Here is a 14935-nt window from a genome sequence, read left to right as displayed (position 1 = left end):
TGGCGGTCAGGTGTGTTGCGGGGAAAGATTGCCTGGTCCGGGCGGTGCGGCGGGGTAAGTAACTGGTAAGAATCGAAGCACGGACGGATCGTCCGTGACGGGGGTGCGACCGCGCCGCCGGGCTGTCGCCGTCCGCCGCGCGTATGGGCGCGGACGCAGGGCCCCTTGCCTGCCGCTCTCGTGTTATCGCAGCTCAGAGGCGTGATGCCTGCCCTGTGCGGCCCCCGCGACGACATATCGGCCGATCCGCTCTCGATGCGGCCGACCCGGGCCCGGCGTGCGATCCGCGTCCGCTGTGTCGGGATTTGCACGCTCTCTTGACCGCTAGTTAGGCATGCCTACACTAAGCCCCGCCCTTGGCCGTCCGGCCTGGTATTTGCTGCATCGGAGAGAGGCCCGAGGTGTGGGACGACGCGTTTCCCAGCTTTCTGATCGGTCTGCGTGAGGGATTGGAGGCGGGACTGATCGTCTCGGTTCTGGTCGCCACGCTCGTACGGTCCGACCAGCGCGGCCGACTGCCCCATGTGTGGACGGGAGTTGCCGCCGCCATCGGGTTGTCGATGAGCTTCGGCGCGGTCCTCACGTTCACGGCGGCGAACCTGCCCGGGAAGTCGCAGGAGGCGTTCGGGGGCACGCTGAGTCTGGTCGCGGTCGTGTTCGTCACCGCCATGGTGTTCTGGATGCGGCGCTCGGCCCGTACCTTCTCCGGCGAGATCAAGCAGAAGGTCACCGCCGCGCTGGGCATGGGCGCGGGCGTACTGATCGCCACGTCGTTCCTCGCCGTCGGCCGTGAGGGCCTGGAGACCGCGCTGTTCCTGTGGACCACCGCGCAGGCCGCGGGGAGTTCGTCGGGTCCGCTGGCCGGAGCGGCGGTCGGACTGCTGCTCGCCGCGGCGCTGTGCTGGGGCCTGTACTGGCGCGTCCTGCACATCAACCTCACGCGGTTCTTCAGCATCACCGGTGCCGTGCTCATCGTCATCGCCGCGGGCGTCCTCGGCTACGGCATGCGCGACCTCCAGGAAGCCACGGTGATCCCGGGCGGCACGTCATACGCCTTCGATCTGTCGGCGCATCTCGACCCGGCCTCCTGGTACGTCACCGCCGTCCAGGGCACGCTCAACCTCACCCCGCAGATGACCTGGCTTCAGGTCGGTGTCTACGGCTCGTACCTGGCGATCGTGATGACGCTGTTCGTGCGCGGCGTCCGCGGGGCGGCCCCGGCGAAGCCGGTGCCCGCGGCGTCCGGCGCCGCGGTGGCCGCCGAGCCGACGGCCGGGGCGTCCGCACCCGCCGGGGGCGCGAAGCCCGCGGTGCTCGCCGCGACGGACGTCGCGGGGGCAGCCGAGCGCGTGTCCGTGCCGCTCGACTCCGCCGAGGCGGAGCAGCCCGCGACGCCCGCCGCCACGCGGGCCGGGAGTCCCGCCGACCCCGACTCCGATCCGGGCGCCGGGAGTGCCGTCGCGTCGACCGCCGTCGAGGCCGAGCGGTCCGCCGCGCCCGCTCCGGCCGGCGGTGAGGCCGGCTCTGTTTCCGCCGACGCCGACAAGGCCGCCACGTCGGCCGCGATCGAGGCCGGCCCGTCCGTGACGTCCGCCGCCGAAGGCGAGCACACCTCCGAAGGAGAGCCCGCCGCCGAGCCTGCTTCGTCCAGCCCCGAGAAGGCGTCCGCTCCCGCCGACGACGCCGAGCCCCCGGTGGCCACGCCGTCCACCCCCCGTCGCTTCCCCCGCTGGACGGTGCCCGCCGCTCTCGTCGCCGTGCCCGCGCTCATCGCGGGGATCACCATCGCCGCCAGCGGCGGAAAGCCCGCGTCCGGGACGCCCGTCGTCGAGGTGTCCGCGGCCGACTGCGGCAAGGGCTTCAGCGCGCCCAAGCCGGGTCGGCAGACCTTCCAGGTGCGCAACAGCGGCTCCCGTACCTCCGAGATCTATCTGATCGACCCGGTCAGCAACGCCGTCTACGGCGAGGTCGAGGGCATCGCCCCCGGCACCACCCGCGCGCTGATCGCCACCGTCGGGACGGGCTCGTACGCCTGGCGCTGTGTGCCCAACGGCGGGAAGGCCGTCACCTCGGCCGCCGTGCGCGTCAGCGCGGGCGGCGGCTCCGTCCAGGCCGTACTGCCGGTCTCCGAGAAGGACCTCGCCGCACCGCTGGCCGCCTACCGGGCGTACGTCGACCAGGGTCTGGCCGACCTGCAGACGAAGACGCGCACCCTCCAGAGCGACCTCGACGCCGACAAGCTCGACCAGGCCCGCAAGGACTGGCTGCCCGCGCACACGCGGTACGCCTCGCTCGGCGCCGCCTATGGAACGTTCGCCGACTTCGACGCGAAGATCAACGGCCGTACGGCCGGACTCGCGGGCGGGGTCGACGACCCGGCCTTCACCGGCTTCCACCGCATCGAGTACGGCCTGTGGCACGGCCAGTCCGCCGCCACCCTCGCGCCGTACGCCAAGCAGCTCGCCGCCGATGTGGACGCCCTGCGCAAGGACTTCCCGAAGCAGGACTTCGACCCGGCCGACCTCCCGCTGCGCAGCCACGAGATCCTCGAGAACACCCTGCACCGCGAACTGAGCGGCAACGCCGACTACGGCAGCGGCACCGAGCTGGCCACCACCGAGGCCAACCTCGACGGCACCCGAGAACTGCTCACCCTGCTCCGACCGCTGATCGACAAGCGCAACGCCAAGGTGATCCCGGCCGTCGACACGTGGATGCGGCGCACCGAGCAACTGGTGCTCGCCCAGCGGGCCGAGGACGGCACCTGGACGCCGCTGGACAAGCTGTCCGACACCGACCGGCAGCGCCTCGACGGCGCGGTCGGCCAGTTGCTGGAAGAGCTCGCCCCGATCCCGGACCTCCTGGAGATCCGCAAGGCCGCGTGAGCGGCCCAACGCCAGCTTGAGCGACCGCAGTGCCTGCTTGAGCGACGCCAAGGCCGCGTGAGCAGCCCCAAGGTCGCGTCGGCAGGCCGGCGGCGCCGACCCCGGACCGTCGGCCCACTCGCACCGAACCACCGCCCCCGCAGTACCGGGACCATGTGCCCACAGGAGAGGACCTCCCCCGATGACGACCCCGAGCCAGGACGACCAGGCCGCGCAGGGCGGCTGCCCCTTCGGCCGCCGTACGTTCACCAAGACCGCCCTCGGCGTCGGCGCGGCCGGAGCCGCCCTGGCGGGCGCCGGGCTCGTCGGGGCCCAGGTGGCCGCGGGCAGCACTCCCGCCGCGGCGGCCGACTCGGGCAGCGGCAAAGTGTCCTTCCACGGCGTCCACCAGGCCGGCATCACCACCCCCGCGCCCACGGCCGCCGTCTTCGTCTCCTTCGACGTCATCGCCGAGGACCGCGCCCAACTGGCCGCCCTGCTGCGCACGATCACCGAACGGGCCCGCTTCCTGACCACCGGTGGCACCCCGGTCGACCTCGGCGTGGGCGCACCGCCCTCCGACAGCGGTCTGCTGGGACCGGACCTGCCCGCGGACGACCTCACCGTCACCGTGGGCGTCGGCGCCTCGCTCTTCGACGACCGCTACGGCCTCGCCGACCGCATGCCGCGCCACCTCAAGCCGATGCGCACCTTCCCCAACGACAACCTCGACGCCGCCGAGTGCCACGGCGACCTGTCGTTGCAGCTGTGCGCCGCCAACTCCGACACGGTGCTGCACGCCCTGCGCGACATCACCCGGCACACCCGCGGCGCGATGCAGATCAAGTGGCGCATCGACGGCTTCCAGAACCCGTCCCGTCCCACCGGCGCGCAGCGCAACTTCCTCGGGTTCAAGGACGGCATCGCCAACCCCGACACGACCTCGTCCCGCGAGATGGACAAGCTCGTCTGGGTCACCGCGGCCGACGGCGAACCGTCCTGGGCGGTCGGCGGCAGCTACCAGGTCATCCGGATCATCCGCATGCTGGTCGAGTTCTGGGACCGGGTCTCGCTCACCGAGCAGGAGAAGATGATAGGCCGCCGCCGTGACACCGGCGCACCGCTGGACGGCGCCCAGGAGGCCGACCTCCCGCGCTACACCAAGGACCCCAAGGGCGAGGCGATCCCGCTGGACGCCCACATACGGCTCGCCAACCCCCGTACGGCGAAGACCGACACCACCCGGATCCTGCGCCGCGGATACAACTACGACCGGGGCGTCGACAAGGCGGGCAACCTCGACATGGGCCTGGCCTTCTGCTCCTACCAGCAGGACGTGGTCCGTCAGTTCGAGGCGACCCAGACGCGTCTGATCGACGAGCCGCTCGTCGACTACATCAGCCCCACCGGGGGCGGCTACTTCTTCGCGCTGCCCGGGGTGAAGGACAAGTCCGACTGGCTGGGCCGCTCCCTCGTGGAGGGCTGAAGCGAAGGGTGAACAGGGGGTTGGGCCGGAGCCGGCAGCGGGGCCGGGCAGGAGGCCGCCCCGTCCAGCGTACCGAGCAGAAACGGCATCACTCCCCGCTCCAGCAGGGCCAGTTGCCACTCCTCATGAGCACGCCTCACCTCGGTATCGCGGTCCTCCGAGGTGGGGCGGTCGCGCGTCGCCAGTGACCAGAGGAGGTCGCCCAGCGCCGCGCCCGCCGTCACCGCGGCCAGGATCACCACCACCATGATCAGCCCGTCGTTCAGATGCGGGCGTACGTCGAGGGCGTGCAGGTCGAACCCGCTCAGGACGTACACACCCGCGGCGACGACACCGAGACTCGGCACGAGCAGGGCCGAGACGGACACGGAGCCGTCCCCGACACGTACGGCGGCCTTCGAGGGTCCCTCATGTCGCCCGGACGCCCGCAGTCGGAGGTACCGGTCGTACTCGACCGAGGCGGTCAGGGAGAGCGAGGGGCGCGCCTGAAGAGCTTCGGCGCGCAGGCGCTCGCGCGTGTCCGCCACGCCGACGCGTTCCACGGCTGCCATGATCTCGGGAGAGTGGAGGGCCCGCTCCAGGATCCGCTCGAAAGTGCCGTCGCTCGGCGCCGCCGGACCGTCGTCACGTTCCTTCATTTGGGGGTCCCCCGAGACGTAAGAGGCTCACGATGAGGCAAACCCTACAGTATGTAGGGTTTCCGCTCGTCAACCGCTTCCGTGTCGGGTCTCCATCGGGTCGTGGGATCTTCGCGGACGCTTCGGCATGGGATACGTCGACCTGCGCCGGGCGTCACGGCCTCCTGGTGGCCCGGTGCACGAAGGCGGGTGGGAGGTTCGGCCACACCACGGGCGAGCGTTCCAACCGGTCGAAGCGGTACGCCAGTTCGGCGGTGAAGTCGCGGGCGGGCGGAGTCCAGGCCGCGTGCAGATACGCGAAGGTGGTGAACCGGCCGCCGGGCGCCAGGACTCCGCTCACGGCGTCCAGGATGTGCCCACGCCGCTCCCGCGACATGACCGTCCACGGCAGCCCGGACACCACCGCGTCGACCGGTCCGCTCACCGCGGCGGGCAGCTCGGCGGCCGATCCCCGCACCACGGTCAGCCGTTCGTCGTGCCGTGCGGCCGACAGTTGTGCCGCGAGCACCGGATTGAGCTCGACCGCGACGAGCCGCGCCTCGGGCGCCAGCCGGGCGAGGATCGCGTCGGTGAACACCCCGGTCCCCGGACCCAGTTCGACGACGAGCCGGGCTCGCTCTATACCGATGCCCTCGGTCATCGCGTGGGCCAGCCGACGTGAACTGGCCGCCACGGCACCGGTCATGAGGGGCCGTCTGAGGAACTCGGTGGTGATCGACATGGCCGCCATGCTGGAAGCGCGCCGGGTGGCCGCACGTCGTATCCCCGGCCGGTGCGCGTACGACCGCGGGAGGACCCCGTGACGCCCCGCAGGACGATGCGGCGGAGCGGGCCCCGGTCATAGCGTGAGGCGGTGCATCGGCTGATCGAGACCCTGTCCCGCCGGCGGCGCGGCCACCCGTGGCTGACGGACGTCCTTCTGGTCGTGCTGGTGGCCGTGCCCCCGGTCATCCGCCCGGAGCCGGGCTGGCGGCCGGTCTGGATACAGGCGGGCGTGTACGTCGCCCTGGTGCTGCCCCTGCTGTGGCGCCGCCGTCGGCCGGTGCTCGTCGCGGCCCTGGTGACGGCGGCCTTCTGGGCGCAGTACCTCGGACACGTGTGGGGACAGGAGCCGGGGCGCGGCGCCGTCGCCCTGGCCGCGGTCCTGGCCACCCTCACCGTGCGCGGTCTGCGCCGGGCCGCCGCGCTGACGGTGGTGTGTGCCGCCGTCTGCGTACTGCTGTGGATTCCCGCGTGGCAGCGGGAGTACGTGGGTCCGGGTGCCCGAGGTGCCTGGCTCACCCCGCTCGCGGTGGGGCTGCTGCTGGCCGGGGCCTGGGTGTTCGGCGAGTACGTCCGTGCCCGGCGCGCCTACCTCGCCGAGTTCGAGCGCCGGGCCGTACTCGTCGAGTCGGAGCGCCTCGCCCTGGCCCGGGTCGCCGTCGCCGAGGAACGGGCGCGCATCGCCCGCGAGATCCACGACGTCCTCGCGCACAGCGTCAGCGTGATGGTGGTGAACGCCGAGGGCGGCAGGCTGATGCGGCATGTCGACCCCGCCGTCGTCGACCGCACCCTCGGCGTCATCAGTGCGACCGGCCGCGAGGCCCTCGGTGAACTGCGCCGGCTGCTGGAGGTGCTGCGTACGCCCGACGCGGACGTCTCGGCCGATCCCGACCACAACCCCGACCACAACGCCGACTCCGACCGCGACCGCGGCCCCGGTGCGGCTCCCGAGCCCCTCTCGGCCGATCTGCGCCGGATGATCGGACGCCTCAACACCAGCGGCACGCGTGCCCGGCTGGACGTGCGCGGCGAGCAGCGCGGTCTTCCGGCGGACCTCACCGCGCAGGCGTACCGCATCGTGCAGGAGGCGCTCACGAACATCGTCAAGCACGCGCCGCAGGACGCCACGATCCACGTACGGGTCGACACGGGCACTCAGGGGCCCGGGCGGCTGGTCCGCGTGCGGGTGGAGAACTCAGCCGGAGCCGGAGCAGCCGCAGGGGGCGCCGTCGCCGAGCGCCCCGCCCCGCTGCCCTCGTCCGGTCGCGGTCTCACCGGCATGCGTGAACGCACCGCCCTGTACGGCGGGAGCGTCGACGCCGGGCCCACACCCGACGGCGGCTACCAGGTCGTCGCCACCCTGCGCGTCGCCGAGCCCGAGCCCACCGGGGCGGCCCCATGACCGGCCCGATCCCGATCCCGGCCTCGACCCCACCCCCCACGTCGTCCCCGTCCCGCGTGCTGATCTGCGACGACCAGGAGCTGATCCGGATGGGGCTGCGCATGGTCGTCGACAGCCAGCCCGACCTGACCGTGGTGGGCGAGGCCGCCGACGGCGACGCGGCGATCGCGGGCGCGGCCGCCCTGGAGCCGGACCTCGTCCTGATGGACGTACGCATGCCCGGTCTGGACGGACTCGCCGCCACCGAGCACCTCTGCGCGCAGCCCCACGGGCCCCGGATCCTCGTCGTCACCACCTTCGACCTCGACGAGTACGCCTACGCCGCCCTGCGGGCCGGCGCCAACGGCTTCCTCGTCAAGGACGCCCCGGCCGAGGAGATCCTGGTGACCGTACGGGCGGTCCTGCGGGGCGAGGTGATGGTGGCGCCCTCGCTCACCCGGCGCCTGGTCGAACGCTTCGTCCTGCACGGGCCCGCGTCCGCGTCCACGCCCGCCCAGCGCCGCCGCCTCGCCGCCCTCACCGAGCGGGAGCGGGAAGTCCTCGCCCTGGTCGCCGGGGGACTGGCCAACGGGGACATCGCGGGCCGCCTCTTCGTCGGCGAGACGACCGTCAAGACCCACCTCGGCCGCATCCTGACCAAGCTCGGCCTCCGGGACCGTATCCACGCGGTGATCTTCGCCTACGAGAGCGGGCTGGTACGGGTCGGGGACTGACGCCGAAAGGGGTGAGCGCCGAAAGGGGTGAGCGCCGACAGGGATGAACGGCGACAGGGGTGAGCGGCGACGGGGATCGAGCGGCGACGGGCATCCCGCCGTCCGGCGGGACTTCTCCGCCGTCCGGCGCTGCCGTGGGACCGCGGGCGCGCGGCACGATGACAGTCAGTGGTCACAGGGACGTGGCCCGGACGCAGGGAGAGCCGATGACCACCAATCCGTCCGCCGAGGCACAGGGCTCCCGGGTCGGGCCGCCCCCGCCGTTCGACCCGGAGCTCGCCGCCGCCCTCGAGATCATCCGCGAACAGCTGCCGTCCTCGTTCAGCGTCGAGATGATCCCGGCGCTGCGCGAGGGCATCGCACTGTCCGAAGGGGCGGACCTGGACCTGACCCGGGACGGCGCCTTCGAGGTGGAGGAGCGCACGGTGCCCGGGCCGCAGGGCGCACCGGACATCTCCCTGCTCATCTGCCGGCCGACCCGGGCCGCCGCGGCCGTGCCCGTCGTCTACAACGTGCACGGCGGCGGCATGGTGATCGGCGACAACCGCACCGGTGTCGGGGAAATGCTCGACTGGGCCGAGGAGCTGGGCACGGCCGTGGTGTCGGTGGAGTACCGCCTCGCGCCCGAACACCCGCATCCGGCCCTCGTCGAGGACTGCTACGCCGGATTGAAGTGGACGGCCGAGCACGCCGGGGAACTGGGGTTCGACCGCGAGCGGATCATCGTCGCGGGCGCGAGCGCCGGGGGCGGTCTGACCGCGGCGGTCGCCCTGCTCGCCCGGGACCGCGGCACACCGGCGCTCCTGGGGCAGGTGCTGCTGTGCCCGATGCTCGACGACCGCAACGACACCCCCTCCAGCCATCAGATGGCCGGTCTCGGAGTGTGGGACCGCGCGGCGAACCACATGGGGTGGACGGCCCTGCTCGGTGACGCCCGCGGCGGCCCGGACGTCTCTCCCTACGCCGCCCCGGCCCGCGCCGACGACCTCTCCGGGCTGCCCCCGGCCTTCATCGACGTCGGCTCGGCCGAGACCTTCCGGGACGAGGCCGTCGCCTACGCGAGCGGCCTGTGGCGGGCGGGCGGCCGGGCCGAACTCCACGTGTGGCCCGGTGGCTTCCACGGATACGACCTGATGGCGCCGCAGGCCGCCCTGTCCCAGGACACCAAGGCCGCACGTCTGCGCTGGCTGCGCCGGCTCCTGGAGAACTGACCCCGTCCACCGGGCCTCCTGCCGGTGACGGCTTGGCACCGGGCGCCGGAGGACGGAGCATGAGGGGCGACGCTTTCCGGTGGCCCGTGCGAGGTGAGTGAGTTCGGTGAAGGAGCTGGCGGGCAGGCTCGCGGCGCTCGACCCCGACGCGGGTGCCGCACTCCAGGTGATCGCCTACTTCGACCGGCTGATCGAGGGCCGGGCGGGTCTGGAGGCGTTGGTGCGGGGCGCGGCCGTGCTGTCCGGCTGCCCGGCCCGGCTGGTCGACGAGGAACGCGGGGTCCGTGTCCGGGTCGAGGCCGACGGGACGCGCCGGGACGACGGCGGCCCGCTCGACCCGGCCTGGCCCTCCGCCCCCTTGACGCCGGACGGACCGCCTGCCGTCTGGCTGGAGCGCACAGGAGTCTCCGACGGGGTCCACGCGATGGTCCTCGAGCGCGCCGCGGCCGCCGCCCGGGTGGTGCTGGACAGGACCCGCGGGCGGGCTCCGGTGGAGGCCCGCCAGGCCGACCCCGCCTCGGTCGAGGTGCTCCTGGACGCCGCCGCCACCGAGCACGCCCGGCGTCAGGCGGCCGTCCGGCTCGGCCTGCGGGACGTGGCCGCCGCCCGTGTGGTGGCGACCGCCGAGGGCGGCCCGCTCGTCGAAGCGGTGCCCGCCACCGGCGACAGCACGCCCACCACCGGTGGCCGTCGCGCGGGCATCGGCCCCGCGGTGCCCGTACGGGACCTTCCGGCGTCGTGGGCCGCCGCCCGTATCGCCCTGCGGTTCACCGCGGAGGGCACCGACCAGGACCCCGGCCCCCGCACGGTGTACGCGGACGAGCTGGGCGGCCTCGCGCTGCTCGCGGACACGGTCGGCCCGACCACGGAACCCGTCCCCGACGTCCGCGCCCTCGAACACGCCGTCGCGACGGCCCCCTGGGCGGCGAGCACGCTGAACGCGGTCGCCTTCAGTACGAGTCTGCGCGCCGCCGCGGCGGAGCTGAACGTGCACCACTCCACACTCCAGGACCGCCTCGTCCAGGCCGAGCACTGGCTCGACTGGCCGGTCCACGACCCGCACGGCCGGCTCCGCCTCCAACTGGCGCTGGTCCTACGACGGTTGCACCGGAACGCGGCACGCTAGGGCGCGCTCCCGGGACGGCCGCGCGGGGTGGTGGTACCGCGGGGTGGCGGTACCGCTACACGGAGCGGTGGTACTGGTCCGGGACGTGGACCTGGACCTCCGCGCCCAGTTCACGGGCCGCCAGGCGTGCGAACGAGGGGTTGCGCAACAGCTCGCGTCCCAGCAGCACGGCGTCGGCCTCGTCGTTGGCGAGGATCTTCGCGGCCTGCTCGGCGTCGGTGATGAGACCGACGGCGGCGACGGGCAGCGAGGTCTCCGCCTTGACCCGGGCGGCGAAGGGGACTTGGTAACCCGGCCCGACCGGAATGCGTACGCCCGAGACGTTGCCGCCGGTGGAGACGTCGAGCAGGTCGATGCCGTGTGCGCGCAGTTCGCCCGCGAAGCGGACGGTGTCGTCGGCGCTCCAGCCGCCCTCCTCCAGCCAGTCGGTGGCGGAGATCCGGAAGAACAGCGGCTTGTCGTCGGGCCACACCTCCCGTACGGCGTCCACGACCTCGAGGGCGAAGCGGACACGGTTCTCGTACGAGCCGCCGTACGCGTCGGTGCGGCGGTTGGAGTGCGGGGAGAGGAACTCGTTGACGAGGTATCCGTGGGCGCCGTGGATCTCGGCGATCTCGAAACCGGCGTCCAGGGCGCGCCGCGCCGCGTCCGCGAACTGGCCCACGATCTCCCGGATCCCGGCCACGGTCAGCTCGGTCGGCACCGGGTGCCGCTCGTCGAAGGCCCGCGCGCTCGGAGCGAGCGGCTGCCAGCCGTACGCGTCCTCGCCGACCGGCGCGCCGCCCTTCCAGGGACGGTCGGTGGAGGCCTTGCGCCCGCTGTGCGCGAGCTGGATCGCGGGCACGGTGCCCTGGCTCCGGAGGAAGCGCGTGATCCTGCGGAAGGACTCGACCTGGGTGTCGTTCCAGACGCCCAGGTCGTAGGGGCTGATCCGGCCCTCGGGGGAGACGGCGGTGGCCTCGACGACGATCAGCCCCGTGCCGCCGGTGGCGCGGGCGGCGTAGTGGGCGAAGTGCCAGTCGTTCGGCGCGCCCGTCGAGGGTCCCTCCGGCGCGGCCGAGTACTGGCACATCGGGGGCATCCACACCCGGTTCGGGATGGTCACCTCGCGCAGGGTCAAGGGCTCGAAGAGCGTGCTCACGGCGGACTCCGTTCGTCGAGGGTGCCGAGCTGCTCCTCGTACGATAGGCGTCGTAGTACGGCATGTGTCAAACTATGAGAGATGTCGAACAATCCTCGTAGACTGAGGTTCCTGGACGAAGATGAGGTTCCTGGACGAAGTGGAGCCACCGTGACCACCGCCGACCCCGCCGGCAGCAGCCGTGACCTGCCGCACCCCGTGCGTGCGGAGATCCGCCTGGAGTCGGTGCTGCACGCGCTCTCCGATCCCATGCGGCTTCGGATCGTGCGCGAGCTCGCCGCCGTCGGCGACGAGCTCTCCTGTTCGCACTTCGACCTGCCGGTCACCAAGTCCACCACCACGCACCACTTCCGGGTGCTCCGTGAGAGCGGGGTGATCCGGCAGGTCTACCGGGGAACGGCCAAGATGAACGCCCTGCGCGGAGCCGACCTGGACGCGCTGTTCCCCGGGTTCCTCGACAGCGTCCTCGCCGCGATCGAGCGGCAGGGCGAGCGGCTCGGTGAACCTCGGCGAACGGCTGGGTGACCGGCTGGGTGACCGGCCGGGCCACCGGTGGGGCTACCGGTGGGGATCAGACCGAGGCGGCCTTCGGTTCGGCGGCGGCCCCGGCCGAACCCGCCTTCCCCGGGAGGTGGTTGAAGAGCAGGTTCAGGACGATCGCCGTCAGGCACCCGGCGCTGATCCCGCTGTTCATCACCGTCTGGAACCAGTCGGGGAACTTCGCGTAGATCGTCGGCACGCCGACGGGGAGCATGCCCACGGCGACCGAGACGGCCACCACCGTCAGGTTGTTGTTGCCCTTGAAGTCCACCTCGGCCAGTGTCCGCAGCCCGCTCGCGGCGACCGTCCCGAACATCACCAGACCCGCGCCGCCAAGGACCGGCGCCGGCACCGCCGCGACCACCGCGCCCAGCTTGGGCAGCAGACCGAGCAGGACGAGGATGCCGCCCGCGGTCGCCACCACCCAGCGGCTGCGCACCCGGGTCATGCCGACCAGACCCACGTTCTGCGCGAACGCCGTGTAGGGGAAGGTGTTGAACACACCGCCGAGCACCGTGGAGAGACCGTCGGCGCGCAGACCGTCGGCCAGCGTGCGCGGCTCGACCTTCCGGTCGGTCATCTCGCCGACCGCGATGAGGTCACCGGTCGTCTCCGTCATCGTCACCAGCGCCACGACCAGCATCGACACGATCGCGGAGGCGTGGAACGTGGGAGTGCCGAAGTGGAACGGCGTGCTGATCCCGACCCAGTCGGCGTCCCCGACCCCGCCGAAGTCCGTGAACCCGAACGGCACCGCCACGGCGAGGCCCACCGCGATGCCGACCAGCACGGCGATCCGGCCCAGGAAGGGCGGCGCGAACCGTTGCACAGCCAGCACCACGGCCAGGACGAAGCCCGCGAGCGCCAGGTTCTTCGGTTCCCCGAAGTCCTTCGCGCCCACTCCGCCCGCCGCCCAGTTGCCCGCGACCGGCAGCAGCGAGACCCCGATGATCAGGATGACGGTGCCCGTGACCAGTGGCGGGAAGAAGCGCAGCAGCCTGCCGAAGACCGGCGCCAGCAACACGATCGCGAGCCCCGCGACGATCACCGATCCGTAGATCGCGGGCAGTCCGCCGCCCGTCGTCCCGATCAGGACCATCGGCGAGACCGCCGCGAAGGTGCAGCCCTGCATGATCGGCAGTCGTACACCGAACCGCCAGAAGCCCACGCACTGGATGAGGGTCGCGATACCGCACACCAGCAGGTCCGCGGTGATCAGATACGCGAGGTCGGCGGGCGAGAGCTTCATCGCCCCGCCCACGATCAGCGGCACGGCCACCGCGCCCGCGTACATCGCGAGCACGTGCTGGAGCCCGAAGGCGGCCAGGTGGCGTACGGGTGGGACCTCGTCGACGGGATGCACGGGATGCACGGGATGCGCGGGTGCGGTGGTCGCCATGGGCACTCCAGGAGCGGCGGGTGGGGACGGGGACGGCCGGACGGCGCGAGCAACGTCCGAACAGCACGAGACGGTAAGGGGCTTGAACAGTTTGTTGATTTCCGGCCCGTTGCCGCTATGTGTCATGCCCACCGAGTCGCGCCCGACCCCGCCGGGGACGCTTCAGTGCGAAGTCGCCGTCCGCGCCGCCGCCAGCAGCGACGTCCAGTCGGGCAGCTTGACCACGCCCCGTCCGAGCGAGGCCCCGAGCTCCGCCTCCGCCCGCTCGATCGCCTCCCATCCGGCCCACGGAACCGGTGTCGCCCCGGCCGCCCGCAGCGCCGCGAGGGGATCCTCGGCCAGCTCCCGTCGCATGAGTTCGGGAGCGTCCTCGACGAGCGAGGTCACCGTCTCCTTGGCGCACGGCCGGTTGGTGCCGATGACACCGGTCGGCCCCCGCTTGATCCAGCCCGCCACGTACTCGCCCGGCGCGACCACGCCGTCCCGCAGTACCCGGCCCGCGCGGTGCGGCACCGTGCCGTGGTCCGTGTCGAAGGGCAGTCCTTCGAGCGGGACGCCCCGATAGCCGACCGAGCGCAGCACCAACTGCGCCTCGATGTCCTCGTACCGTCCCGTGCCCGTCACCCCGCCGTGCCCGTCGGGCGCCGTGCGCTCGAAGCGCACCGCGCCCACCCGGGTGCCGTCGCCCTCGTCGGGAAGCAGCTCGACCGGGCGCAGGAAGAAGCGCAGCCGGATCCGGCGGGCCCGGTCCTGCGCCGGCGCGGCGGCCCACCCCCGCAGCACCTCCACATTGCGGCGCTGCGCGGGGGGCAGGTCCGACGGGTCGGCGTACTGCGGATCGAGCGCCAACTCCTCGGGATCCACCACGACTTCGGTGTCCGGCAGCGAGCCGAGCTCGCGCAGTTCCTTGGTGGTGAACCGGGCCTGCGAGGGACCGCGCCGCCCGATCATGCTGATCTCGGTCACCTTGCTCGCGGCCAGCGCGCTCAGCGCCGCCTGCGGCACGTCCGTGGGGCTCAGCTCGGACGCGCCGCGGGCCAGCATCCGGGTCACGTCCACGGCGACGTTCCCGACGCCGACGACCACCGCCGAGCGCGCGCCGAGCACGAAGCCGTCGGTGGCGGAGTCGGGGTGCGCGCTGTACCAGGACACGAACTCGGTCGCCGACCAACTGCCCGACAGCTCCTCGCCCGGCACTCCGAGATGGCGGTCGGTGGCGGCGCCCACGCAGTAGACCACCGCGTGGTACAGCTCCCGCAGCCGGGTCACGGGCACCCCGCCCGGGCCGACCTGGACACCGCCCAGGAACCGCACCCGCTCGTCCTCCAGGACCGCCCGCAGATTGTTCTGCAGCGACTTGATCTTCTCGTGGTCCGGCGCCACGCCGTAGCGCACCAGGCCGTACGGGCATGGCAGCCGGTCCAGGACGTCCACCCGGACCTCGGACAGCCCGCTCTGGACGAGGCTCTGGGCGGTGTAGACCCCGCTGGGCCCCGAGCCGACGACGGCGACATACAGCACGGCGGAACTCCCAATCCGAAACCCGAACAGCTCGAGGAGATCGCTGATGGCTCCAGCATCGCACCACCGACGCTCCGCTGACAGGGTGCGGCGCGCGACATACGCGTACGGGTTCATCCGCACGGAAAGTCA

The 14935-nt window shown here is 72.7% G+C and carries 12 protein-coding genes; 7 read left to right on the top strand and 5 right to left on the bottom strand.

What is annotated here, in order from left to right; translation table 11 throughout:
• Positions 1-401 precede the first annotated feature (401 nt).
• Together efeU and efeB are read left to right on the top strand one after the other, a co-directional pair.
• Positions 402-2885: an iron uptake transporter permease EfeU gene (gene efeU / locus FNV62_RS10120; protein WP_225900218.1), complete on the top strand. Its 2484-nt coding sequence runs from the start codon at positions 402-404 to the stop codon at positions 2883-2885.
• A 181-nt stretch (positions 2886-3066) separates the two neighbouring features.
• Positions 3067-4350: an iron uptake transporter deferrochelatase/peroxidase subunit gene (efeB, locus tag FNV62_RS10115; protein WP_144315134.1), complete on the top strand. Its 1284-nt coding sequence runs from the start codon at positions 3067-3069 to the stop codon at positions 4348-4350.
• Here efeB and FNV62_RS10110 read toward each other — a convergent pair.
• Both FNV62_RS10110 and FNV62_RS10105 read right to left on the bottom strand, forming a co-directional pair.
• Positions 4281-4988 (bottom strand): hypothetical protein, encoded by a 708-nt coding sequence (locus FNV62_RS10110; protein ID WP_144315132.1) that lies wholly within the window; start codon positions 4986-4988, stop codon positions 4281-4283. The genes efeB and FNV62_RS10110 overlap by 70 nt on opposite strands.
• 154 nt (positions 4989-5142) lie before the next feature.
• Positions 5143-5709 carry a class I SAM-dependent methyltransferase gene (locus FNV62_RS10105; protein WP_060899192.1) on the bottom strand — a complete coding sequence of 189 codons (567 nt, stop codon included), beginning with the start codon at positions 5707-5709 and terminating at the stop codon, positions 5143-5145.
• A 132-nt stretch (positions 5710-5841) separates the two neighbouring features.
• Between FNV62_RS10105 and FNV62_RS10100 the strand changes: the two genes are divergently transcribed.
• The 4 genes from FNV62_RS10100 to FNV62_RS10085 all read left to right on the top strand — a co-directional run bounded on the left by FNV62_RS10100 (position 5842) and on the right by FNV62_RS10085 (position 10202).
• The gene (locus tag FNV62_RS10100) at positions 5842-7152 is read left to right on the top strand and encodes a sensor histidine kinase (protein ID WP_144315130.1); all 1311 of its coding nucleotides are present in this window, start codon (positions 5842-5844) and stop codon (positions 7150-7152) included.
• Complete coding sequence (locus FNV62_RS10095; protein WP_144315128.1) at positions 7149-7865, top strand: response regulator; 717 nt, start codon at positions 7149-7151, stop codon at positions 7863-7865. The genes FNV62_RS10100 and FNV62_RS10095 overlap by 4 nt, the downstream gene beginning before the upstream one ends.
• Before the next feature lie 206 nt (positions 7866-8071).
• Positions 8072-9076: an alpha/beta hydrolase gene (locus FNV62_RS10090; RefSeq protein WP_144315127.1), complete on the top strand. Its 1005-nt coding sequence runs from the start codon at positions 8072-8074 to the stop codon at positions 9074-9076.
• 106 nt (positions 9077-9182) lie between these two features.
• Complete coding sequence (locus FNV62_RS10085) at positions 9183-10202, top strand: helix-turn-helix domain-containing protein (RefSeq protein ID WP_144315125.1); 1020 nt, start codon at positions 9183-9185, stop codon at positions 10200-10202.
• 55 nt (positions 10203-10257) lie between these two features.
• On the opposite strand, the gene FNV62_RS10080 is transcribed toward FNV62_RS10085, so the two are convergent.
• Entirely contained in the window at positions 10258-11343 is a 1086-nt protein-coding gene (locus tag FNV62_RS10080) for an NADH:flavin oxidoreductase/NADH oxidase (RefSeq protein ID WP_144315123.1), read from the bottom strand.
• Positions 11344-11493: 150 nt separating this feature from the next.
• On the opposite strand from FNV62_RS10080, the gene FNV62_RS10075 reads away from it, so the two are divergent.
• Positions 11494-11868 carry an ArsR/SmtB family transcription factor gene (locus tag FNV62_RS10075; RefSeq protein ID WP_060897354.1) on the top strand — a complete coding sequence of 125 codons (375 nt, stop codon included), beginning with the start codon at positions 11494-11496 and terminating at the stop codon, positions 11866-11868.
• Between the two features lie 46 nt (positions 11869-11914).
• Here FNV62_RS10075 and FNV62_RS10070 read toward each other — a convergent pair whose 3' ends face one another.
• On the bottom strand, positions 11915-13282 hold the full coding sequence (locus FNV62_RS10070; protein ID WP_144315121.1) for a nucleobase:cation symporter-2 family protein: 1368 nt from the start codon (positions 13280-13282) through the stop codon (positions 11915-11917).
• A 162-nt stretch (positions 13283-13444) separates the two neighbouring features.
• The gene (locus tag FNV62_RS10065) at positions 13445-14803 is read right to left on the bottom strand and encodes an FAD-dependent oxidoreductase (RefSeq protein WP_143600758.1); all 1359 of its coding nucleotides are present in this window, start codon (positions 14801-14803) and stop codon (positions 13445-13447) included.
• Positions 14804-14935: the final 132 nt, after the last annotated feature.

Source organism: Streptomyces sp. RLB3-17, assembly GCF_007113425.2.
In the GTDB taxonomy this organism is placed as follows: Bacteria; Actinomycetota; Actinomycetes; order Streptomycetales; family Streptomycetaceae; genus Streptomyces; species Streptomyces mirabilis_D.
The sequence above is the reverse complement of the archived record's forward strand: the minus strand, read 5'-3'. Positions and strand labels throughout refer to the sequence as shown.